General features: G+C 60.0%; 23 protein-coding genes. 12 read left to right on the plus strand and 11 right to left on the minus strand.

Annotated elements, in window-relative coordinates:
* Nucleotides 1-43: 43 nt before the first annotated feature.
* The 3 genes from G5287_RS19040 to G5287_RS19050 all read left to right on the plus strand — a co-directional run bounded on the left by G5287_RS19040 (nt 44) and on the right by G5287_RS19050 (nt 2,792).
* Nucleotides 44-937: a hypothetical protein gene (locus G5287_RS19040; RefSeq protein ID WP_421172486.1), complete on the plus strand. Its 894-nt coding sequence runs from the start codon at nt 44-46 to the stop codon at nt 935-937.
* Nucleotides 938-1,004: 67 nt separating this feature from the next.
* Complete coding sequence (locus G5287_RS19045) at nt 1,005-1,796, plus strand: substrate-binding periplasmic protein (RefSeq protein ID WP_421231731.1); 792 nt, start codon at nt 1,005-1,007, stop codon at nt 1,794-1,796.
* 111 nt (nt 1,797-1,907) lie between these two features.
* Complete coding sequence (locus G5287_RS19050; RefSeq protein WP_421231732.1) at nt 1,908-2,792, plus strand: hypothetical protein; 885 nt, start codon at nt 1,908-1,910, stop codon at nt 2,790-2,792.
* Here G5287_RS19050 and G5287_RS19055 read toward each other — a convergent pair.
* Nucleotides 2,786-3,670 (minus strand): LysR substrate-binding domain-containing protein, encoded by an 885-nt coding sequence (locus tag G5287_RS19055; RefSeq protein WP_421231733.1) that lies wholly within the window; start codon nt 3,668-3,670, stop codon nt 2,786-2,788. The genes G5287_RS19050 and G5287_RS19055 overlap by 7 nt on opposite strands.
* Nucleotides 3,671-3,804: 134 nt before the next feature.
* On the opposite strand from G5287_RS19055, the gene G5287_RS19060 reads away from it, so the two are divergent.
* The 5 genes from G5287_RS19060 to dhaR all read left to right on the plus strand — a co-directional run bounded on the left by G5287_RS19060 (nt 3,805) and on the right by dhaR (nt 9,024).
* Complete coding sequence (locus G5287_RS19060) at nt 3,805-4,206, plus strand: CidA/LrgA family protein (protein ID WP_040069042.1); 402 nt, start codon at nt 3,805-3,807, stop codon at nt 4,204-4,206.
* Nucleotides 4,199-4,888, plus strand: coding sequence for an LrgB family protein (locus G5287_RS19065; protein ID WP_421231734.1), 690 nt, complete (start codon nt 4,199-4,201; stop codon nt 4,886-4,888). The genes G5287_RS19060 and G5287_RS19065 overlap by 8 nt, the downstream gene beginning before the upstream one ends.
* Nucleotides 4,889-4,962: 74 nt before the next feature.
* Entirely contained in the window at nt 4,963-5,862 is a 900-nt protein-coding gene (locus tag G5287_RS19070) for a hypothetical protein (protein ID WP_421231735.1), read from the plus strand.
* Between the two features lie 277 nt (nt 5,863-6,139).
* Nucleotides 6,140-7,000 carry a patatin-like phospholipase family protein gene (locus G5287_RS19075; RefSeq protein ID WP_421231736.1) on the plus strand — a complete coding sequence of 287 codons (861 nt, stop codon included), beginning with the start codon at nt 6,140-6,142 and terminating at the stop codon, nt 6,998-7,000.
* 122 nt (nt 7,001-7,122) lie between these two features.
* Nucleotides 7,123-9,024, plus strand: a complete 1,902-nt coding sequence (gene dhaR, locus G5287_RS19080) for a dihydroxyacetone kinase operon transcriptional regulator DhaR (protein WP_421231737.1) — start codon at nt 7,123-7,125, stop codon at nt 9,022-9,024.
* Nucleotides 9,025-9,113: 89 nt separating this feature from the next.
* Here the strand turns inward: dhaR and G5287_RS19085 are convergent, their stop codons facing one another.
* From G5287_RS19085 to G5287_RS19120, 8 genes are all read right to left on the minus strand, one after another.
* Nucleotides 9,114-10,196: a glycerol dehydrogenase gene (locus G5287_RS19085; RefSeq protein WP_064337434.1), complete on the minus strand. Its 1,083-nt coding sequence runs from the start codon at nt 10,194-10,196 to the stop codon at nt 9,114-9,116.
* 138 nt (nt 10,197-10,334) lie between these two features.
* Nucleotides 10,335-11,051: a dihydroxyacetone kinase phosphoryl donor subunit DhaM gene (gene dhaM, locus G5287_RS19090; RefSeq protein WP_421231738.1), complete on the minus strand. Its 717-nt coding sequence runs from the start codon at nt 11,049-11,051 to the stop codon at nt 10,335-10,337.
* Between the two features lies 1 nt (nt 11,052).
* Nucleotides 11,053-11,682, minus strand: coding sequence for a dihydroxyacetone kinase subunit DhaL (gene dhaL / locus G5287_RS19095; RefSeq protein WP_041209684.1), 630 nt, complete (start codon nt 11,680-11,682; stop codon nt 11,053-11,055).
* A gap of 15 nt (nt 11,683-11,697) precedes the next feature.
* Complete coding sequence (gene dhaK / locus G5287_RS19100) at nt 11,698-12,768, minus strand: dihydroxyacetone kinase subunit DhaK (protein ID WP_005340163.1); 1,071 nt, start codon at nt 12,766-12,768, stop codon at nt 11,698-11,700.
* Between the two features lie 238 nt (nt 12,769-13,006).
* Nucleotides 13,007-14,365 (minus strand): NCS2 family permease, encoded by a 1,359-nt coding sequence (locus G5287_RS19105; RefSeq protein WP_005340164.1) that lies wholly within the window; start codon nt 14,363-14,365, stop codon nt 13,007-13,009.
* A 305-nt stretch (nt 14,366-14,670) separates the two neighbouring features.
* Entirely contained in the window at nt 14,671-14,883 is a 213-nt protein-coding gene (gene cspE / locus G5287_RS19110) for a transcription antiterminator/RNA stability regulator CspE (RefSeq protein ID WP_005316548.1), read from the minus strand.
* A 594-nt stretch (nt 14,884-15,477) separates the two neighbouring features.
* Complete coding sequence (gene yjbD, locus G5287_RS19115) at nt 15,478-15,762, minus strand: DUF3811 domain-containing protein (RefSeq protein WP_005340165.1); 285 nt, start codon at nt 15,760-15,762, stop codon at nt 15,478-15,480.
* A 146-nt stretch (nt 15,763-15,908) separates the two neighbouring features.
* Nucleotides 15,909-16,811, minus strand: coding sequence for a cation diffusion facilitator family transporter (locus G5287_RS19120; RefSeq protein ID WP_167573702.1), 903 nt, complete (start codon nt 16,809-16,811; stop codon nt 15,909-15,911).
* Nucleotides 16,812-17,271: 460 nt separating this feature from the next.
* Between G5287_RS19120 and G5287_RS19125 the strand changes: the two genes are divergently transcribed.
* Nucleotides 17,272-17,397 (plus strand): hypothetical protein, encoded by a 126-nt coding sequence (locus G5287_RS19125; protein ID WP_019445191.1) that lies wholly within the window; start codon nt 17,272-17,274, stop codon nt 17,395-17,397.
* 72 nt (nt 17,398-17,469) lie between these two features.
* Here G5287_RS19125 and G5287_RS19130 read toward each other — a convergent pair whose 3' ends face one another.
* Both G5287_RS19130 and G5287_RS19135 read right to left on the minus strand, forming a co-directional pair.
* Entirely contained in the window at nt 17,470-18,213 is a 744-nt protein-coding gene (locus G5287_RS19130; RefSeq protein WP_421231744.1) for a substrate-binding periplasmic protein, read from the minus strand.
* A gap of 150 nt (nt 18,214-18,363) precedes the next feature.
* The gene (locus G5287_RS19135; RefSeq protein WP_204480312.1) at nt 18,364-18,942 is read right to left on the minus strand and encodes a single-stranded DNA-binding protein; all 579 of its coding nucleotides are present in this window, start codon (nt 18,940-18,942) and stop codon (nt 18,364-18,366) included.
* 426 nt (nt 18,943-19,368) lie between these two features.
* Between G5287_RS19135 and G5287_RS19140 the strand changes: the two genes are divergently transcribed.
* Genes G5287_RS19140 through G5287_RS19150 form a run of 3 tightly spaced genes read left to right on the plus strand, consistent with a single transcriptional unit; the run spans nt 19,369 to nt 20,872 of the window.
* A complete protein-coding gene (locus G5287_RS19140; RefSeq protein ID WP_158113813.1) occupies nt 19,369-20,016 on the plus strand; it encodes a LuxR C-terminal-related transcriptional regulator in 648 nt (215 codons plus the stop codon).
* Nucleotides 20,016-20,459 carry a curli production assembly/transport protein CsgE gene (locus G5287_RS19145; protein ID WP_421231739.1) on the plus strand — a complete coding sequence of 148 codons (444 nt, stop codon included), beginning with the start codon at nt 20,016-20,018 and terminating at the stop codon, nt 20,457-20,459. Before G5287_RS19140 ends, G5287_RS19145 begins: the two co-directional genes overlap by 1 nt.
* An 11-nt stretch (nt 20,460-20,470) precedes the next feature.
* Nucleotides 20,471-20,872 (plus strand): curli assembly protein CsgF, encoded by a 402-nt coding sequence (locus G5287_RS19150; RefSeq protein WP_227341853.1) that lies wholly within the window; start codon nt 20,471-20,473, stop codon nt 20,870-20,872.
* Nucleotide 20,873: the final 1 nt, after the last annotated feature.

Below are 20,873 nucleotides of genomic sequence, written 5' to 3' on the forward strand. Positions count from 1 at the left end.
GTGCCAGTCTATACTAGGTGAACCCCGTTGTATGAGTTCAGCCATGATGTACCGACTTCTGTTGCTTTGCCTCTGTTTATCCCTCCCCTCTGCCTTGCTGGCTGCCACCCGTTTTACCCTGCTCAGCCCTGAAAACAGTCAGGATATGCGGATGCGTTATTACCGTGAGGTGATGCAGCTGGCGTTGGAGAAGACTCGCCCCGAATATGGCGACTACGAGTTGCTGGACTCCCTGCCGATGAACAAGGCGCGGATGCGGATCGAGGTGCAGGAGCAGGGCAAAAACGCCCTCTTTATTCTCGACAGCTGGCCTTATCAGGGGGAGGCGGTGGCGGATCAGGTGGCATTGATCCCGTTCCCGATCGATATGGGGATCCTCGGCTATCGGGTCTGTTTTGTCGGCTCGGATCGTGCTGCCGAGCTGGCGCGGGTGAACACCCTGGATCAGTTGCGCCACTTCACTCAAGGGGTGGGCACCGGCTGGCAGGATGCGGTGATCCTGCGCAACGGCGGGCTGACGGTACATGAGGTGGATAACTACGAGTCGCTGTTTCGTATGGTGGCACGAGGGCGCATCGATCTCTTCTGTCGTGGGGCCAACGAGATCCTGCCGGAGTGGCAATCTCATCAGGGCAAGGTGGCCGGTTTGACGGTCGATCGCCATCTGGCCCTTTTCTATCCGCTGATCCACGTGTTCTACAGCAATGCCCGCTACGTTCAGGAGCGCGAGCGCCTTGAGCGCGGTCTGCAACTGGCCTGGCAGGATGGTTCGCTCAAACGGCTCTGGCGCCATCACTTCCAACCCTCGCTGGTGTTTGCCAATCTGGGGGCTCGCCAGATTGTCCGGCTCGGCAATCCGCAGTTACCCAAGGACGGTTTTGACTATCGCCCCTACCTTTACAACCCGCTGACGGATGATTTCGGTTCACAACCCTGAGCCGGGTTATCAGGTGCGCAGCTCTGATAGAGTAAGGGAGAGATCATTGCCGCAAAGGAGATGGCCCATGCACGCATCTGCCCTCTCCTTGCTCTTCATCGCGTTGCTGCTGCCTGCCACCGGCGGTGCAGCCCCGGTCTTTACGCTGCGTACCTGCCTCGAAAACAGTGACTCCTACCCCTGGCTGCTGCAATCGGGGGAGGGGATTGTCCAGTATCACCTAAAGGCGGTTGCTACCGCTCTTGATGCCGAGATCGAGCTGACGCCGCTACCGTGGAAGCGCTGCCTCTCTCGGGTGAGCAGTGGCCAGATGGATGCAGCCATCAAGATGAGCTACAGCGTCGAGCGGGCGACCACAGTGGGGGTCTATCCAATGCGTGAGGGCAAACCCGATCCTGCCAAGCGGCTGCTGACCGAGAGTTACAGTCTCTACCAGCTCAAGGGTGGCAAGAGCCAGTGGGATGGCACCACCCTCAGAGTCAATGGCGTGGTGGCGGCCCAGTCGGGATTTTCCATCGTCGACTGGTTGCAGGCTGCGGGAGCCGAGGTGGATGACTCCAGCCGTGACCCGCTGATCATGTTGAAAAAGCTGGTGATGGATCGGGCGCAGGCGACCGCCATCCAGACCGAGGTGGCTGACAGTATTCTGGCGGCACATCCCGAGTTGCAGGCCCGCATCGAGCGGCTGTCGCCGGTGCTGGTGGAGAAGCCCTACTATCTGGTTTTCTCTCACCGCTTTTATCAGGCCCATCCCCTACAAAGCCGGCAGGTGTGGGATGCTATCGAGCAGGTGCGCGACTCTGCTGCCTATCAGCGTTATGCCACAGCGCTCAGAAGCACACCTCCGGTGGGGGAGTAGGCTGATGGATGCGACTGGCCGAAAAGGGGAGGAGAGCGTGGGGTGGTGGCAGGGCCGAGTGTCCACGCTCAGGGCTACACTAAAAGTACCCCTTCAGCCAAGGCGCGGTTTATGTCACCCCTGCATCTGCTGGCCGTCGCTCTGTTCTGCGTGTTGTCGCTGACCGGACAGGCGGCCACCCGGTTTACCTTCATCAGCCCGGAGAGCGAGCGGGATCCGCGTACCACCTATGATCGGGAGCTGCTGCGGCTCGCCCTCGACAAGACCCGCGACCAGTTTGGCGACTATCTGCTGGAGCCTGCGCCGCCCATGACCAAGGCGCGCGAGCGGGTCAGTATGCAGCTCGACAGTTATCCCAACCTCTTTGTGATGGACAGCTACAGCAGCACCCGCGAAGATCTGGGGCTCGCCTATGTCCGTTTTCCCATCCATCTGGGGATCGTCAGCTACCGCATCTGTTTTGTCAGCCCGCAGCAAAAGGCGGCGGTGAGCAAAGTGACCGACCTCAAGGGGCTGCGGCAGTTCACCTTTGGTCAGGGCAAGGGGTGGCTGGATGTGGATATCCTGCGTTACGCCGGGATGGAGGTGGTGGAAGTGGAGGGGTACGAAAAGCTGTTCAAAATGGTGGCGCGGGGCCGCTTCGATCTCTTTTGCCGCGGGGTGAGCGAGCTGCGCAGCGAGCAGCTTACCCACAAGGAGATGACGGATCTGCTGGTGGATGACGCGCTGTTGATCTACTACCCGCTGCCCCGGGTCTTCTACACCAATCCCAACAATCGAGAGGCGCTCAAGCGGGTCGAGCGGGGGTTGCAGCTGGCGTGGCAGGATGGCTCGCTACAGGCGCTGTGGCGCAAGAGCTTTGGCCCGGCCATCGCTTTTGCCAAGCTCTCCCAGCGCCGAATGTTGCGGCTGGATAATCCCTTCCTCGACGGGATCAGCTTCGATTACCGTCCCTACTTCTACAATCCGCAGACCGCTCGCTTCGGCGATTACTGAGGTGCCTGCCGCTGGCGGCAGAGGGCCAGCCAGGCCTCGGCGGTGCGGGAGAGATAGCGCTCGCTCGGCCAGATCACCCCGAGTCGCCAGCTCAGTTCTGGTTCCAGCGGCCGCAGCACCAGACCATCCGGGGTCAGCCGGTGGCAGACCGGCTCTGGCAAGAAGGCGACCCCCATGCCGCTGCGCACCATGGCGGTGAGAAAATCCCACTGGCTGCTGCGCGCCGCCACCTGCGGTACAAAGCCCGCTTCCTGACACGCCTGCTCCAGCCGCTCGCTCAGAGTAAACGCCTTGGTATAGAGCAGGAAGGGCTCCTCCTGCAGCGCCTCCATCCGCAGCGGCGCATCGCCGCGCCAGCGCGGCTGATCCGGCAGCACCACCTGAATGGGATAGCGATCGAGGTCGAGGGCACTGAGCGGCCCCTCTTCCTTGGTGGGCAGCATGGTGATGGCGAGATCCAGCTCCCCCTCCAGCACCGCCTGTTCGATGCGGCGACCGCCGTACTCCACCAGGGTCAGCTCCACCTTGGGATAGCGGGTGCGGTAGGCGCGGATCAGGTCCGCATAGACGTGACCCACCATGGGGGGGATGCCGAGGGTGAGGCGACCGTGTTGCAGGCTCTGCAGATCCGCCAGTTCGGCCTCCAGCTGTTGCATCTCCACCAAGATGGTCTGGGCCCGGTTGAACAGCACCTGGCCGCTGTCGGTCAGGGTGAAGCGGCGCCCTTCCCGGTTGAGCAGGGGTTGGCCCAGCTCCTCTTCGATATTGCGGATCATCTTGCTGATGGTGGGCTGGGTGACGAACAGCTTTTCAGAGGCTCGGGTGAAGCTTTTTTCCCGTACCAGTTCGACAAAATAGCGCAGGGCGCGAATATCCATGGACTCTCTCGACTCGTGTTGGCGGGTACTGGATGAAGTATGCCTATGAGGCATGAATTCGATAATTTTAATTCATTTCTGGCAGGTTTTGCTCAACTCTATACTGTGAGCCGGTTCACAGAAAGACGATGATCATGAAAGCCCTCTGCTTGCGCTGGTTACAGACTCCCTTCCAGATTGTGTTGCTGGCAGCCATCTGGCTGCTGGCCGATACCGCGGTGCGTACCCTCCATCTGCCGCTGCCCGCCAACCTCACCGGCATGCTGTTGTTGTTGGCCTGTATCCTGCTCGGGGTGGTTAAGGCCGAGTGGTTCAGCGCGGGGGCTCGCTGGCTGCTGGCGGAGATGCTGCTCTTCTTCGTGCCCGCCGTTGTCGCGGTGGTCAATTATCAGGATCTGCTGTTGCAGGAGGGGTGGCGCATCATGGTGGTGCTGCTGGTGAGCACTACGCTGGTACTCGGCACCACGGCGCTGGTGGTGGACCGGGTCTACCGCCTCGAACTGAAACTGGCCCGCCGGAGTCGCCGTCATGTCTGATACCCTGCTCGGGCTGATCTGTTTCGCCCTCACCCTGCTCTTCTATTACGCCAGCAAATGGCTCTATGGCAAAAAGCGCATTCTGCCGCTGATGCCCCTGCTGCTGGCGCCGACCCTGCTGGTGGCCGTGGTGCTGCTGTTCCACATCCCCTATCAGGATTACATGGCGGAATCCCACTGGCTGCTCTGGCTGCTGGGCCCCGCCACCGTCGCCTTCGCGGTGCCGGTCTACGAGAACCGCCAGCTCATTCGTCGCCACTGGCTGTCGTTGTCGGTAGGAGTGATTGCTTCCGTCATTATGGCGGTGGGGAGTACCGTGCTGCTGGCTCGCTGGCTGGATCTCTCCGACATGTTGCAACGCAGTCTGGCGATGCGATCCATCACTACGCCGTTCGCAGTGGAGGCGACCCGCGCCATCGGCGGTCAGAGCGACCTCACCGCGCTGTTTGTGGTGCTCACCGGTGTCATCGGCATGGCGGTGGGGGAGAGCGTGCTCACCGTGCTGGCCATTCGCAGCCGCCTCGGCAAGGGGGCGGGGTTTGGCGCCTCGGCCCACGGCGCCGGTACCGCCAAGGCCTATCAGATGGGCAACGAAGAAGGAGTGGTCTCCAGTATGGTGATGATGATCGCCGGTATGGTGACCGTGCTGCTGGCACCCCTGCTGGGCCGGATGTTCTGGTAGGCCGGGCTTCCCTTTAGAAGGCGGCTCGTCCCGGCGCTACACTCTAGTGAGCCTGTATTTCCGGGATGAGCAGTATGGCCTTTCATCGCCTCGCTTCCTGCTTGCTGCTGTGCAGTCTTTCCCTCCTTGCCAGTCCCCTAAGGGCGAGTGACGTCATCACTCATATCAGCCCCGAGAGCGATCGGGACTTGCGTACCCTCTATTTTCGCGATCTGTTGCAGCTGACGCTGGAGAAGACCCGCGATAGCTTCGGTGACTACGAGCTGCGAACCGCGCCGCCGATGAACCGTATCCGGATGCGACAGATTGTGCAGACTCAGCAATATCCCAATCTGTTTGTGGCCGACAGTCTGCGTCCGGCTGCAGAGAGCGGAGCGCTGGATTACGTCCGTTTTCCGGTGGAGCTGGGCATCCTCGGTTATCGCATCTGCTTTGTCAGCCCGCAGCAGGCCGACGCGGTGGCAAAGGTCAATACCCTGACCGAGCTGCAGCAATTTCTGCACGGGCAGGGGCGTGGCTGGCAGGATGCTGAGATCCTGCGTCATGGGGGTTTCAAGGTGCAGGAGATCGACGGTTACGAGCGGCTGTTCAAGCTGGTGGCTCGCGGTCGCATCGACCTCTTCTGCCGCGGGGCCAACGAGCTCTTTATCGAGCAGGAGCAGCACAGTGATCTGCCCGGCCTCACCGTGGATCGGCGAGTGGCGCTGCACTATCCCTTCCTCCACCTCTTCTACACCCACAAGGATAATCAGGCCGCCATCCGCCGCATCTCGGTCGGGCTCAAGCTGGCGTGGCGGGATGGCTCGCTGCAACAGCTCTGGCTGCGCCACTTCAAACCTTCCCTCGATCAGGCACAGCTCCCCAGACGCCTGTTGTTCGAGTTGGCCAATCCGCGCTTGGATAAGGTGGATTTTGATTATAGGGCCTACCACTACAACCCCGTCGACGGGACGTTCGGGCCCGGGCTGCCTTGATCCTGATGGTGCTGTTACCGGATAAAGGGCCGTCTCTGCTGATGTGCTAAATCATGCCAAAAGGGCATGTTTTTTATTATTTAAATTCATTTTTTGAAGGTTGGTGCGCTGCATATACTGGGGGTCGCTTCACGGTTCAGGTTTGCTCCTGCCCGCTTCTGGCTTGTGCGAGTGAGCCTGAATCGTCCTGCTGCGGCGTCTTGATGTTCTGCATGAAGGCGTCCATCACTGGGCCGGGATCGATCCCGGCAGGTATTACAGCTGACGGAGCCTTGTTATGTTTAATCCCCACTCTTGCGCCCTGATTGTCGAAGGGGGGGCGATGCGCGGCATCTTTGCCAGCGGCGTGCTCGATGCGTTTGTCGAAAGTCACCACTACACGTTTGATTTCGTCATGGGCGTCTCGGCCGGTGCCACCAATCTGGTCTCCTACCTGAGCGAGCAGCCGCGCCGCAGTCACCACATCATCACCGAGCTGGCTTGCAGCTCCCGGTTTCTCGATCCCCTGCGTTTCGTCAAAGGGGGCGATCTGGTGGACATCGGCTGGCTATGGCAGGCCAGTCGCCATCGCTTCCCGCTGGATCTCGACACCTTCTGTGCCCGCGACATTCCCTTCTATGCGGTGGCGACCGATGTGGCGAGCGGCAAGGCCATCTATCTGCCGGTGCGGCCCGACAACATGGATGAGGTGCTGACCGCCACCTGCGCCCTGCCGGTGGTGCAGCATGATACCCCCTGTGTCGATGGTCGCCCCATGGCCGATGGCGGCATCAGCGACTCCATTCCGGTGATCGAGGCCTATCGGCGCGGTGCACGGCGGATGACAGTAGTGCTGTCGGAACCCCGGGGCTATCGCAAGAAGCCGGCCCGTTTCTGCTGGATGGTCAAAGCCTTGCTGAAAACCCAGCCTGCACTGGCGCAAGCTATGCTGGAGCGGGATCGCGCCTACAACCGGGCGCTCGATTTCATCGCCAATCCCCCTGCCGATTGCGAAATCGAGGTGATCGCGCCACCGGCCGATTTCATGGTCTCCCGTTTTACTCAGGATCCGGTCAAGCTGGAGTCCGGCTATCTGCAGGGCTACTGGCAGGGGCGCCAGAGCGTGTTGCGAGCAGTCAGGACTGTACGTGCAGCCTAGTGGCAACCTGACGGTTTTACACAACTGGGACGGGGTTGCCACCCTCTGAGGCAGGTCACTGAATCGGACCGGCTGGCGTGGTTAAATGGTCGGCTCACATCTTGCCGGATATTGCTGTGACCATGCCATCTGACCTTCAGCCGCTGCTCGCTTGGCCCGACTATCTGCAGGCATCCTGGCTGCGCTGCGCCCACCAGACCAGTGCCACCCTCTGGCATCCGCCCCACAGCGCCAAGGGGCAGACCTTGCAGAGCCTGCGCCAGCGCAAGCGCGACCTGCTCACCACCGGCGAGATGGCCCTCGAAGATCTCTACGAATTTATGGAGGGGCGCCCCTGCGCCCTGCTGCTCACCGACGAGAGCGGCTGTCTGCTGGCCCAGACCGGCCACCCCGACACCCTGCGCGAGCTGGCGGCGCTGGGGTTTGGCCCCGGCGCTTTTTTTAGCGAGGGGCGCATCGGCACCAATGCCATCAATCTGGCGGCGCTGGAGGGCGTGCCGCTCTGCGTCAGCGGCCCCCAGCACTTCAACCAGACCCTGCACCCGTGGCACAGCTGCGCCAGCCCGGTCTACAACAGCAATGGTCGTCAGGTTGCCATCATCGCTCTGATCTGCAAGGTGGAGGCGGCGAGCGCCGGCGATCTGGCGCTCACCGTCAGCGCCGGGCGCGAGCTGGCCCATCTGCTGCAGATGGAGACCCTGATGCAGGAGTCCCAGCACCACCTCAGCGAGCTTTACGCCCTGCTCGATGGCATGGATGACGGCGTGCTGGCCTGGGATCCGCAGGGGCGGCTGCGCTACCTCAACGCGCTGGCGGCCCACCGGCTGCGGCTCGATCCGGCGCTCTGTCTCGGCCAACCGCTGGAGCAGCACCTGTTGTTGCCCCAGCGGTTGCAGCTGGCCATCAGGGGGCAGACGCCGCTCAGCCATGTGGAGGTGATGCTGGAGCGGCTCGGCGCGCAGGAGGGGGAGTTCATCAATGCGCTGGTGAGCCTCAAGCCGCTGCCGGGGCCGGAGGGGGTCAGCTTTATCGCCCTGCTGCACCCGGTCGATCGGCTGCGGGCTATTCACCAGCTGCGCCAGACGGTGCCCGAGCTGTCGGCACTGGTGGGCGAATCGAGCGCCATGCGCAAGCTGCTGCGCTACGCCCGGCAGGCGGCCCAGAGTCAGGGGCCGATCCTGCTGCGCGGCGAGGAGGAGGTGGGCAAGGCCCAGCTGGCGGAGGCGATCCACTTTGGCAGCGAGCGGGCCGCCGGGCCGCTTATTACCCTCAACTGCAAGGCGCTGCCGAGCGAGCGGATGGCGCTGGAGTTGATGGGCTCCGACGAGGCGGGGCAGGAGCGGGCGGGCAAGTTCGAGCTGGCCCACGGTGGCACCCTGGTACTGGAGCAGGTGGAGTGTCTCTCTGCCCCCATGCAGGCGGCACTGCTGCAACTGCTCAAGACCGGCCGCATCCAGCGCTTCGATTCGGCCCGCATCCTGCCGCTCAAGGTGCGGATCATCGCCACCAGCAGCGCCCCGCTGGAACAACTGGTGCAGGAGGGGCTGTTTGGCCGCCAGCTGCTCTATGCCTTGCAGGCGTGCGAGCTGTGGCTGCCGGGATTGCGTGAGCGCGCGGCCGATCTGCCGGGCCTGATCAGCCAGCAGCTAGGGGCGCAGGGGCGCGAGCCGGTACGCCAGTTCAGTCCGGCGGCCCTCGATTGTCTGCTCGCCTATCCTTGGCCCGGCAATCTGGGGGAGCTGCGCAGCGCGGTGGAGCATGCGCTGCTTCATGCCGGTCAGGGGCTGATCCCGCCGGAGGCGCTGCCCGCCGCCATTCGTCATGGCTATCAGTTGGTGACGGACGAGGTGGTGGGGCAACCGCTTCTCACGCTGGCGGAGCTGGAGCGGCAAGCCATCTTGCGCTGCGCCCACGCCTGCAAGGGGCAGGTGAGCCAGATGGCCCATCATCTTGGCATCAGTCGCACCACCCTCTGGCGGCGGCTCAAACTGCTCGAGATCGATCCCGCCGACTATCACGGCTGACGGCGAGCCGTTGCGAACCGGCCCGCAGAAAATGAAACGGCCCCGCAGTTGCGGGGCCGTGTTATATGGCAGGGTCAGTCGTGGCGTGGTTACAGCCCCAGCTGGTGGGCGGTGACGATGGCCGCCAGCACATCCTCGGCGGTGACCTTGAACGGCATATTGTGGATGGTCTCGCCCTCGGCGGTGGAGGCTTTGGCCACCTCCATCAGGCGCGCCATATCCAGCTCCTTGACCCCCATCATATGCAGGTTGGTCGGCAGGCCCACCGAGCGGCAGAAACCCAGCACGGTTTCGATCTCCGCCATCGGTGCGTTCTCCAGCACCAGCTGCACCAGGGTACCGAACGCCACCTTCTCACCGTGGTAGAGGTGGTGACACTCGGCCAGCTGGGTCAGACCGTTGTGGATGGCGTGGGCGGCGGCCAGCCCGCTGCTCTCGAAGCCGATACCGCTCAGATAGGTGTTGGCCTCGATGATGTTCTCCACCGCCTTGGTGCAGAGCCCCTGCTCCACCGCCAGCTTGGCCTTGTAACCATCGGCCAGCAGAGTCTTGTAGCAGAGCTCGGCGATGGCCTGCGCCGCCAGCGTGGAGGCGCCACCGGCCATGGTCTGGCAACCGGAGACCTTGTTGGCGCGCGCCTCGAAGTAGGTGGATAGCGCATCCCCCATGCCGGAGACCAAGAGCCGCACCGGAGCGCGGGAGACCACACCGGTATCCATGATGACCATGTTGGGGTTGGTCGGGATCATCAGGTATTCGCTGAACTGCCCTTCCGGGGTGTAGATGACCGCCAGCGCGCTGGTGGGGGCATCGGTGGAGGCGATGGTGGGCACTATGACCACCGGCACCTTCTGATAAAAGGCGACCGATTTGGCGGTATCCAGCGTTTTGCCGCCGCCGATGCCGATGATGACGTCAAATGGGGTCTGCTTGCAACGGGCCAGCAGGCGGTCGATCTCGGGGCGGGAGCACTCGCCGTTGAAGCAGTCGAACTCCGGCTTGATACCGGCGCCGTGGAAGCTGGTGGCCACGGTATCGCCCACCAGCTTGGTGACGAAGGCGTCGGCCAGAATAAGCGGCTTGCTGCCGAGCGCTTTGACGTAGTTGCCGATATTGGCGAGGGCCCCGTTGCCTTGTACGTATTTGCTGGGGCTGATGATAATGCGGTCCATATTTTATCCCTCTCTCTTTATGAATTAAGAATCGGGGCGAAGGGGCGGCAGTGCCGGGGACTCCTTCGTCTTTTACTTGCACAACAGTGGCGCAGCGGCTGGCCGATAAGGTCGCTGCCGCGCCTTCAAACAGGCAGCTCAGTCGCCGAAACGCTCGTCGGCCAGCTGCTGGAAGCAGGCCAGGGCGGCGGTGGCATCCTCCCCGCGCGCCAGCAGGGTGAGCTGGTCGCCCTGCCGCACGTTGAGCATGGCGAGCCGGGTCAGGCTGCGGGGGTTGGCCTCTTTATCCCCCTTTTGCAGCTTGAGTTCGGCGGCAAAGGGCTTGAGGGCGGCCACCAGTCGGGCGGCGGGGCGCACATGCAGGCCGTGGGGGTTATCCACCACCACCTCGCAGCGCAGCCAGCCGTCGTCAGCAACGGGGGCTGTCTCGGTAGCAGCCTGCGCCGTGCTGGCAGGCAGCATCGCCTGTTTCGGGCCCAGCGCGCCGAGTGCCTCGGCAGCCACCTCGTCCAGTGTCAGGCCGGAACCGGCCGCCACCACAGCGGCCAGAGTGCCCTCGACCAGCGGGGCGGGGCAGAGCCGCACCCTCGCGCTCAGCTCCGGGGGCAGCAGTTCGAGGGCGGTCTCGGCGCTCAGCAGAGCGCTGCCCAAGTCCATCAGCACCAGCACGCCGCTGCCGTCATCCGCTTCTTCAATCGCACTCATCACGGCGATGGCATCGGTGCCGATGGGATGGTCGGGGTCATCGACCCCGGCCGCCAGCAGCAATCGGGCCGGGCTGCCGAGCTGGTCGGCCAGCGCTTTCAAGCCGGCTGCCAGCATGGCGCTGTGAGAGACAACTACGATTCCGATCATGTCACAACCTCGCTCTGTCACGCAGGGCGGTCAGCAGCAGCAGGGTCGAGGTGGCCCCTGCATCTTGATGGCCGATGCTGCGCTCGCCAAGATAGCTGGCGCGCCCCTTGCGGGCCTGCATCTGGATGGTCGCCTCGGTACCGGCCGCGGCGGCTGCCACCGCCTTGTCCAGCGCCTCGTTGAGGGGCAGATCTTGCTGCTGCGCCTGTTGCAGGGCGGCCAGTGCCGGCCACCAGGCATCGCACATGGTCTTGTCGCCCGGCTCGGCACGGCCGCGGGAGACGATCCCCTCGACCCCGTCGCTCAGCATTTTGCACAGCTGGCTGAGGCTGAGGCTCTGGCAGGCGTCACTGCTGGCTGCGGCCCGGATAAAGAAGGTGCCGTAGAGCGGGCCGCTGGCGCCGCCGACCGAGGAGAGCAGGGTCATGCCGGTGGTTTTCAGTACCTGACCGATATCCTTGTCCGCCACCGCCGGCAGCTTCTCGGCTACCTTGGCGAAGCCGCGTTGCATGTTGAGGCCGTGGTCGCCGTCGCCGATGTCGGTATCCAGCGCGGTGAGGTAGTCACGCTGCTCGGTAAAGATGTGTTCGCAGTCGAGCAGCCAGTTGACGATTTGGTGTTTGCTTAGCATGGCTATCGGCACTCCTTAGCAGCCGCGACGCAGGGCGGGGGTGTGAACGGGGGCATCCCACAGGGTCATCAGTTCGTCATCCACCTTGAGCAGGGTGATGGAGATGCCGGTCATGTCGAGGGAGGTGCAGTAGGGGCCGATCAGGTTGCGCACCAGATGGATGCCCGCCTCCTCGCACAGGGTGGCGAGGCGACCATAGACGCCATAGAGCTCGGAGATGGGTGTGCCGCCGAGGCTGTTGACCAGCGCGATGACCCGATCGCCTTTGTTGAGCGGTTCGATAAAGGTGTGCTCCTCCTGCCAGCTGCCGCTGGTGCGATCCCAGTGGCGCAGTGTGCGGCCATAGGGGGTGTTGTCAGCCAGCTCGCTGAACATGTCGTCCACCAGAGTATTGAGGTCGGTGAAGGGGCGACGTTCGATGCCCGGCTCGCCATGGATACCGACGCCGAACTCCAGCTCGTTGTCCGCCAGAGTGAAGGAGGGCTTGCCAGCGGCCGGCACGGTGCAGGCATGCATGGCCACGCCTATGGTGCGGCTCTGGTTGTTGATGCGACGGGCCAGCGCCTCGCAACGCGCCAGATCGTAGCCCGCCTCGGCGGCGGCACCGACCAGCTTCTCGCACAGCACGGTCGTGGCGACGCCACGGCGACCGGCGGTATAGAGGCTGTCTTTGACCGCTACGTCGTCATCGATCAGGGCGAAGCCCACCTTGACCCCGTCACCGTGCAGCAGCTCGACTGCGGTCTCGAAGTTGAGCACGTCGCCGGTGTAGTTCTTCACCAGAAACAGCACGCCCGCGCCGCCATCAACGGCTTGTCCGCACTCGTACATCTGATCCGGGGTCGGGGAGGTAAAAATCTCGCCGGGGCAGGCGCCATCCAGCATCCCTTTGCCCACCAGACCGCCGTGCATCGGCTCGTGGCCGCTGCCACCGCCAGAGACCAGCGCCACCTTGCCCATCACGGGGGAGTCGGCGCGGGTGATGTAGTGGGGCTCGATACGTACCTTGAGCTCGGGGTGGGCGGCTGCCATCCCCATCAGTTGTTCACGGACCACGGCATCGACGGCATTGATCAGTTTCTTCATGGCTCACTCCTTGGCTTGCCACCGCTCGGGTGGGCAAATGGTTGATGGAGCCAGTCTAACGACAGAAAAAGGGATAAAAATAACGGGCGATTTGGTTCGGATTTGAAACAGCAGAAGGGGGATGGGTGTTTCAATCTGAAACGGCGCAGGGCTGGCGGGCGGGAAACTGTTAGCTGACTCACAGCCATGAAAAAGGGCCCCGCAGGGCCCTTCGCTATAACCGGAATATGTGGACGGGTTAGATGGCCCAGCCACCGGCATAGAAGATCACCAGCGCCAGGGCGATGATGACGGTGCCGACGTTCAGCTTCTTCCACTCGGCAGCGAAGATGCGGCCAACGACCAGCGCCACGAAGCCCAGCATGATGCCGGTGACTATGTTGCAGGTCAGCACGATAAAGACGGCGCACAGCATGCCGGAGAGGGCATCGACCGAGTCGCTGAAGTCCAGCTTGGTGACGTTGCCCAGCATCAGCAGACCGACGTACATCAGGGCCGGTGCGGTGGCGTAAGCCGGTACCAGATAGCTCAGCGGGGAGAGGAAGATCATCAGCAGGAACAGCACGCCGACCAGCGCGGCGGTCAGACCGGTCTTGCCACCGGCTGCGGTGCCTGCGGCGGATTCGATGTAGACGGCAGCCGGAGCGCCACCAACGGCACCTGCCACCATGCTGCTGACGGAGTCGGCAGTCAGGGCCTTGCCGCCGCTGATGATGTGGCCACGTTCGTTGATGAGACCCGCCTGTCCGGCCACGGCACGGATGGTGCCGGTGGCGTCAAACACGGCGGTCATCACCAGCGCCAGTACGGTCGGAATGACTACCGGATTGAGGGCGCCCAGCAGATCCATGCTGCCTACCAGCGAGCCTTTCTCGCCAGTCAGGCTCGGCATGGCGAAGAAGCCCTGCCAGGTCACTTTCGGGTCGAAGATAAGGCCGAGGATGGAGATGGCGATGATCACCATCAGGATGCCGCCCGGCACCTTGCGACGCTCCAGACCGAAGATGGCAGCCAGACCCAGCACCGTCATGATCACCGGGAAGGCGGTCACTTCACCGAGTTGTACCGGCAGGCCAGCACCTTCGTTCTTGATCACCATGCCAACGCCGTTGGTGGCGATCAGCAGCAGGAACAGGCCGATACCGATACCGGTACCGTGAGCGATGCCGGAGGGGAGGTTATCCAGGATCCACTGGCGCACGCCGGTGACGCTGATCAGGGTAAACAGCACACCCATCAGGAAGATGGCGCCCAGCGCGACCGGAATGCTCAGTCCCTGACCCAGCACCAGACTGAAGGCGGTAAAGGCGGTGAGGGAGATGGCGCAACCGATAGCCATCGGCAGCTTGGCCCACAGCCCCATCAGCAGGGAGCCGAAGGCAGCGATCAAGCAGGTCGCCACAAACACCGGGCCCTGCTCAAAGCCGGCAGCACCCAGCATGTTCGGCACCACTATGATGCTGTAGACCATCGCCAGGAAGGTGGTCAGCCCCGCGACCAGCTCCTGACGCACGCTGCTGCCGCGCGCAGAAATGGAAAAATAAGAGTCCAGAAAGCCGCCAGTCCCTGTTTGGGCGGCCATATCTTGCTTTGCCATAACTAATCCTGAAAGTGTGAAGGAAATCGTTTGCGTTGGTGGCGCGCAAAATAGCAAGAATTCGCGGCAAATACAGCGGAGAACTGGACTTTTTCGTCACTATTTTACATTTTGAGTCCATTCGGAGCTCATTGTAAGACTCAAGCGGTGAGAGCATGTAAGGGAGGGATCAAGCGGTTGGGGGAGGGGAGATCTGTGAGGAAAAAGTGGGGAAAAACAAAAAACCCGCCGAAGCGGGTTTTTTTAAATTCTTGCAGAGCTGTCAGCAGTTGGCATGAGCCATCAGCAGCATGCTCCGGCTTGAATTACAGACCAACTACGTTGGCAGCAGCCGGGCCTTTCTGGCCTTGCTCGATGGTGAACTCAACGCGCTGACCTTCGTCCAGGGTTTTGAAGCTGGTGGACTGGATAGCGGAGAAGTGTACGAACACGTCTTTGCTGCCGTCAGCCGGGGAGATGAAACCAAAACCTTTCTCAGCGTTGAAGAACTTAACGGTACCAGTCATTTTGTTAGACATAATAATTTCCTTAAATAGTGTTGAATGCCACCTAAATGGCAATTTTTGATTTTTCGTCAGCAATACGTATGGGGAGCACTAAAGAAGGAGAATTATTTGATAAGAATTATCCGAGGATAACGCTTATGCTAATCACTGCTTTACTAAAATGACTGCCTAACATAATCAGGTCTGAACTGCCGAACCATCGAGAAAGATTAAAACACGCTCTCATTTTTAAAGCAAACTTTATCTCGATATTAATGTTTTGTAACAGCCAAAAATATCGTTTTTTATAGTAAACATGATGTATTTCAACGGCATAGAAAAATCAGTGCAGACTCATATCACCCTGTGGCAAGCCGGATTCGGCTTTTTTGTCCTGACTATGTAGCCAGTTCTGGCAAAAAATATGAGAAAAAATGAAAAGCTGGCGATAGATGGGGATTGTCAGTTGGCGTTCTCTCTAACGCACAATGTAAATCACTTCTTTGCTGCTGCGATTAGCTTCTGAGCTGCAAATCAATGGCGGCGCCAAATCTGGCTCATCGAGCATTGCCCAGACATGCAAACGCCCGCAGGCACAAGTGCCAGCGGGCGTTTTGCAAGAAGGGATCAGCGCTTGCTGCGAAACTTGTTGCTGACCGAATCAATCCAGCTGAAGGTTTCCGGCAGTACCTGATTCTTGGCACGTTCTTTGGCTTTCTCGCGAGCCAGCTTGGAGGCTGCCTTGGCTGCTTCGGCGCGGTCGGCCACAATTTTCAGGCGACCCTCTTCACGGATCTTGTTCCGCTCTCCGTTGGTCAGCTGGTGGTCTGCATTGGCTTGTGCCTTTTGCAATAACAAGGCTATCTCGGCTTTTTCGGCCTCGGTCAGATCTTTCATTTCCAGCTTTTTCACGGCGCGCTCCTGCGGCAGGGTGGTTAGACACCCTAACACAGTTGTGCCGATCACTTCTTATGCAATCGGCTTTCCGGCAGTAAAAATGCGGGTTTGTGCCAACTTTCCGTTATTTCGCTGCCACTTTCCCGCCTGTTTGCCACATTTCAGTTTATGGCGAGCGGTGAGGGCAGCTCTTGCTCCTCCGGCTCGACGTGGATCAGCACGATGGCGTGGGGCAGTTGCTCCATGATGGCGTGTTCGATGCGATCACAGATATCGTGTGCTTCACCGATGCTCATCTCCGGGGGCAGTGTGAGATGGAAGTCAATATGGCGGCGACGACCGGCACGACGGCTGCGCAGATCGTGAAAACCGCTGGCGGCAGGACAGCATTCGGTGATGATGCGGCTGGTCATCGCCAGCTCTTCCGGGCTCATGCTCTGGTCGATCAGCGGCTGGAAGGCCTCGTTGAGCATGCTGATCGCCTCTCTGACAATAAAGATGGCGACCGCAATGGCGACCAGCGGGTCGAGGATGGCGAGTGAATGGCCGAACAGACCGGCCAGCCAGATCCCGCCAAGACCGACGGCGACCCCGGCTGAAGTGAGCACATCCGCCTTGAGATGAAGCGCATCGGCAGCCAGCGCGACCGACTCCTCCTCTCGGGCCACCTTGTAGAGGTAGGCCGAGACGCCGCTGTTGACCAGCGCCGAGATCACCATCACCAGCACGCCCCAGCCAATGCTTTCAATCGGGCTGGGGGTGATCAGCTTGTCGACGGCTTCGAAGATGATCCAGCCCGCGGCCAGCAAAATAAGCAGTGCTTCGATGACGCCGGAGACATTTTCAATCTTGTCGTGACCATAGGGGTGCCGTTCATCGGGCGGGAGATCGGACTTTTTCACCGCGAACAGGGCGATCAGGGCCGCCACCAGATCCATGGCGGAGTGGATCGCCTCCGAGATGATACTGACCGAGCCGCTGGCGAAACCGGCCACCATTTTCATGATGATCAGACTGATATTGGAGCAGACCGACACCATGGCGGCTCTGGTTTTTCTGTTCATGTACAGCTTCCTGAATAAAAACGGATATTTCGGTGCGGCGCACATTATATCCGGCTGACCGGAAATAACCTATTCGGTGTTGTAACCTGATGTTTCCGGTGATATTGCGAATGCTTATTAAAATAGTGACCTCTTGTGCGGCAATAAATAATGAGAGGGATTTATATTTATCCGTGAAAATATCTAGGTAACGATGGCTTAATATAAGCGTGACAACGTTTAATAATGCGAATTACTCTTTTTTGGTCTTTCCTGTCGAGGTCCTTTGGCCTCTGCGCTCAGGGGGCTGTGCGCGACATTTTTTGGACGAGAATGAGGCTGGATCCGGATGCCGCTGGAGGGTATGCTGGGTCTGGTGATGGTCTTGCACCATCCCACCAAGCGTACTGAAGTTGATGATTCGGATGGCATGCTGGCTCCCATGAGGAACCAACTGTCTGGGTAACATTTTTGGAGTTTGATGATGAGTAACAAAGAACATCACAACGGCAAAGATGCCAAGAAAAAACCGCAGATGTCACTGAAAGAGAAACGCGAAGCCAAACGTCAGAAAGCAGAACTGAAAAACGGCAGCGCAATGAAGTAACGCTCCCCTACTGCTGTTCCTTCGGAGCCAGTACAAAGCCAGCCCTTACCGGCTGGCTTTTATGTTTGTGGCTCACGGTGTGGCGCCGTAAGCCGCGAAAATCTGGTGATAACGACCATCCTGACGCATCGCCTCAAGGCGCTTATCAAACAGATTTCGGGCATCGGCCGTTCGGAAGGCAAAGTGATAGACGGTGGGCGGGAAGAGGTCTGCTTGCCTGACCTGATTGCGCTCGTAGTGCTCGCCTGCCTGGGCGGTGGCGATCAGCTGGTCGAGGTAGTAGTAGAATACCCGCTCCTCCAGTACGACGGCATCCACCCTGCCGCGCATCAGTTGGTGCACTTGTACCTGCTGCTTGGCTACCTCCTCATAGTGGAGATTCTGGTTGGCCATGGTGGCGAACGAGCCCCCCAGAATGGTTCTTGCCCGTTGAAAGGCGGTGACCCGTTTTGAATGCAGATCGTCCAAGGTACTGATGTGGGTGCTGCGCAGGGTGAAGATCCGGTTATGGAAGGTGATAACGGGCTGGGACAGAAAATGGGGATCAACCATACCGGGTCTGACGTTGATGATGGCATCCAGCTTTCCTGAATCGAACAGGCGGAAGGTACGCTCCAGTGGCAGAAATTCAAAGCTGGGCTCATAGCCGCTGCCAGCGAACGCCTCTTTCAGCAGATCCAGCTCGATGCCACTCTGATTACTTTCGATGACATAAGGGGGGATGGCAAAGCTGACCCCGACCTTGAGTGGCGTTGCCAGCAACTGACCGGGCAGCATGCTGGTCAGCAGGAACAATAAAGGGGTGAGCAGTTTCATTGCACTTTGCACAAAGCGCTCCTGTGGAGAATATCCATCACTGTAGGGGAAGCAACCATAAAGCGTTATATCCCTTTCGGGCAGAGTGGTTCAGCCTGAGTGCATAAAAAAAAGACCCTGAGTTATCAGGGCCTTTTCAATACTCTGTTCTTAGAACGGGATATCGTCGTCGAAATCCATCGGTGGCTCGTTATATACCGGCGGCGCAGATTGCGGCTGCTGGGCAGGACGGCCATAACCGCCTTGCGGCTGCATGTTCTGCTGCGGAGCCGGCGCCGGGCGCTGCTGATTCATCGGCTGCTGCATGGCTTGCTGCGGTTGACCCCAGCCACCTTGTTGGCCACCCATGTTCTGGCCCATGCCCTGACCACCTTGCGGACGGCCACCCAGCATCTGCATGACGCCGGTGAAGCTGTCGACCAGCACTTCAGTGGTGTAGCGCTCCTGGCCACTCTGATCCTGCCACTTGCGGGTCTGTAGTTTGCCTTCCACATAGACCTGGGAGCCTTTCTTCAGGTACTCGCCAGCCACTTCGGCCAGCTTGCCCATGAAGACGACACGGTGCCACTCGGTGCGCTCTTTCTGCTCACCGGTCTGCTTGTCGCGCCAGGTTTCAGAGGTGGCCAGAGTAATGTTGGTCACAGCACCGCCACTCGGCATGTAGCGTACTTCCGGGTCTTGCCCGAGGTTACCGATCAGAATGACTTTATTGATGCCTCGACTGGCCATAATCTCTCTTCCACCTTATTTACCGGCCAGGTCGAAACCTGGTCCAACACGACTAGATACCTGATTAGTTGCTGTGTGCGGGGCGCAATGTCCCGCAGACGCATGTGACGGTCATAGTAACAGTTGCGAAGCGGATTGGCAGCATCCTTAACCGGCTTGATGTGCCAAAGGCAACGGTTGGCTCCTGCTGTGGTGATGGTCGGGTTGCATCTTTTTTCGGCGCATCCTGCATCACATTTCTGCCATATATTCCTGTTATGCTGGCAGATTGGCGAATTGGGAACAGTTTTTAAATCGACTAAAAACATATGGTTACGATATTTATGAGATCCATTCTCATACTTTTTTAATATTGTGCTCCCATACCTCCTTGGTAGACTCAGTCGGCCAGATTAGGTGGTTTACAGGTTCAAGGAAGAGCACACAATGAAAGCCGCATGCCCGATCGCACTGGTCACTGAAAATAATGTGCAGGCCAGCACATTTGCTGCCTATCTCATCTCTCATTTGAGCCGTCCCGTCCAGCTAATCCACGAGATTAATCAGCTAGATAACCAGTGTGACGGCACGCTGTTTCTCATCGATCTCGACTATATCCGCTCCGGCCAGTCACTGGGCTGGAACCGGGCGATCTCCGAACGCTTTGGCATGGCGGCCACCGTGCTGCTCAATGCTCCCACTGCGACGGATCGCGACCTGCTGCTGATGTGGCCGCAGATCTGCGGTCTGTTTTTCCGTCAGGATCCGCTCGACCGACTGGTTGCCGGGTTGCAGAAAATCCTGTTGGGCGAGTACTGGATGCCGCGCCACCTGCTGTGCGAGCTGGTCGAATACTATCGCCAGGGCAATAGCTACCTGCTGCGTAACGACACCCTGCTGACAGCCAGAGAGCAGGAGATCATCCGTTATCTGATGACGGGCGCCTCCAATGTCGAGATCGCCGACAGCCTGTTTGTCAGCGAGCACACCGTCAAATCCCACCTCTATAACGTCTTTAAAAAGCTGAACGTGAAGAACCGGATCCAGGCGGTGAGCTGGGCCAAAGAGTATCTCGATGCTCCGGACTCCCACTGATGAAAGCGTTCTCTCTGGCGTGTTGCCTTGTGCTGCTCTGGAGCTTCACGACCGTTGTGGCGGCCGAGGCCGATGCACCGCTGGAGTCGGTACAGCCGGAGCAGGAGAGTGATCGGCTGGATGTGGATGGTTTGGTGCTGGACCGCACTTTTACCCGCTTCGGTCAGGGCTTTTATAACGAATTTACCCGGTTGCGCAGTGATGAAGACCCGAATGCCAGAGAAAATCTGACGATTCATGAGCGCCCGACTGCTCGCTGGGGCAGCCTGATCTGGATCACCCATAACCGGAAGGTGATTTTTAAAACCGCGCTCTCTCCCGGCCGCAATCAGCAGGAGCAGAGCGCCAAACTGGCTTGGTCACAGGTCAGGCAGACCCTCGAACAGCAGAAGATCGCGACCCTGTTCATGGATACCTTCGATTTGGAACATGATGAACTATAAGGATATTTCTCATGCGTGCCCGGTTATTGCTAGTTGCAGCACTGATAGCGCCAGTGCTCCATGCGTCGGAGCTTGTCTATCGCCCCGTCAACCCCAGCTTTGGGGGTAACCCTCTCAACAGCAGTCATCTGCTTGGCACCGCCAATGCGCAGAATGATTACAAGGATCCCGCCAGTGGCAGTGGTAGCAGCGGCACCTCGGCGCTGGATCGCCTGACCTCCAACCTGCAATCCCGCCTGATCAGCCAGCTGTTGGCCGATATCGGCAAGGATGGCAGCCAGAGCGGCAGTCTGGTGACCGATGATTTTGCCATCAATGTGGTGGATGAAGATGGCACTCTGGTGGTTTCGATCACCGACCGGGTGACCAACCAGACCACCATGATCGAAGTGAATGGCCTGATTGCTGATTGAG

Origin of the sequence: Aeromonas sp. 603079, assembly GCF_049172135.1 — a bacterium.
Lineage (GTDB): Bacteria > Pseudomonadota > Gammaproteobacteria > Enterobacterales > Aeromonadaceae > Aeromonas > Aeromonas veronii.

Excerpts from the sequence above, each read along its gene's own strand:
- G5287_RS19040 (WP_421172486.1), top strand. The coding sequence starts at position 44 with ATGATGTACCGACTTCTGTTGCTTTGCCTCTGTTTATCCCTCCCCTCT.
- G5287_RS19045 (WP_421231731.1), top strand. The coding sequence starts at position 1,005 with ATGCACGCATCTGCCCTCTCCTTGCTCTTCATCGCGTTGCTGCTGCCT.
- G5287_RS19050 (WP_421231732.1), top strand. The coding sequence starts at position 1,908 with ATGTCACCCCTGCATCTGCTGGCCGTCGCTCTGTTCTGCGTGTTGTCG.
- G5287_RS19055 (WP_421231733.1), bottom strand. The coding sequence starts at position 3,670 with ATGGATATTCGCGCCCTGCGCTATTTTGTCGAACTGGTACGGGAAAAA.
- G5287_RS19060 (WP_040069042.1), top strand. The coding sequence starts at position 3,805 with ATGAAAGCCCTCTGCTTGCGCTGGTTACAGACTCCCTTCCAGATTGTG.
- G5287_RS19065 (WP_421231734.1), top strand. The coding sequence starts at position 4,199 with ATGTCTGATACCCTGCTCGGGCTGATCTGTTTCGCCCTCACCCTGCTC.
- G5287_RS19070 (WP_421231735.1), top strand. The coding sequence starts at position 4,963 with ATGGCCTTTCATCGCCTCGCTTCCTGCTTGCTGCTGTGCAGTCTTTCC.
- G5287_RS19075 (WP_421231736.1), top strand. The coding sequence starts at position 6,140 with ATGTTTAATCCCCACTCTTGCGCCCTGATTGTCGAAGGGGGGGCGATG.
- dhaR (WP_421231737.1), top strand. The coding sequence starts at position 7,123 with ATGCCATCTGACCTTCAGCCGCTGCTCGCTTGGCCCGACTATCTGCAG.
- G5287_RS19085 (WP_064337434.1), bottom strand. The coding sequence starts at position 10,196 with ATGGACCGCATTATCATCAGCCCCAGCAAATACGTACAAGGCAACGGG.
- dhaM (WP_421231738.1), bottom strand. The coding sequence starts at position 11,051 with ATGATCGGAATCGTAGTTGTCTCTCACAGCGCCATGCTGGCAGCCGGC.
- dhaL (WP_041209684.1), bottom strand. The coding sequence starts at position 11,682 with ATGCTAAGCAAACACCAAATCGTCAACTGGCTGCTCGACTGCGAACAC.
- dhaK (WP_005340163.1), bottom strand. The coding sequence starts at position 12,768 with ATGAAGAAACTGATCAATGCCGTCGATGCCGTGGTCCGTGAACAACTG.
- G5287_RS19105 (WP_005340164.1), bottom strand. The coding sequence starts at position 14,365 with ATGGCAAAGCAAGATATGGCCGCCCAAACAGGGACTGGCGGCTTTCTG.
- cspE (WP_005316548.1), bottom strand. The coding sequence starts at position 14,883 with ATGTCTAACAAAATGACTGGTACCGTTAAGTTCTTCAACGCTGAGAAA.
- G5287_RS19120 (WP_167573702.1), bottom strand. The coding sequence starts at position 16,811 with ATGAACAGAAAAACCAGAGCCGCCATGGTGTCGGTCTGCTCCAATATC.
- G5287_RS19125 (WP_019445191.1), top strand. The coding sequence starts at position 17,272 with ATGATGAGTAACAAAGAACATCACAACGGCAAAGATGCCAAGAAAAAA.
- G5287_RS19130 (WP_421231744.1), bottom strand. The coding sequence starts at position 18,213 with ATGAAACTGCTCACCCCTTTATTGTTCCTGCTGACCAGCATGCTGCCC.
- G5287_RS19135 (WP_204480312.1), bottom strand. The coding sequence starts at position 18,942 with ATGGCCAGTCGAGGCATCAATAAAGTCATTCTGATCGGTAACCTCGGG.
- G5287_RS19140 (WP_158113813.1), top strand. The coding sequence starts at position 19,369 with ATGAAAGCCGCATGCCCGATCGCACTGGTCACTGAAAATAATGTGCAG.
- G5287_RS19145 (WP_421231739.1), top strand. The coding sequence starts at position 20,016 with ATGAAAGCGTTCTCTCTGGCGTGTTGCCTTGTGCTGCTCTGGAGCTTC.
- G5287_RS19150 (WP_227341853.1), top strand. The coding sequence starts at position 20,471 with ATGCGTGCCCGGTTATTGCTAGTTGCAGCACTGATAGCGCCAGTGCTC.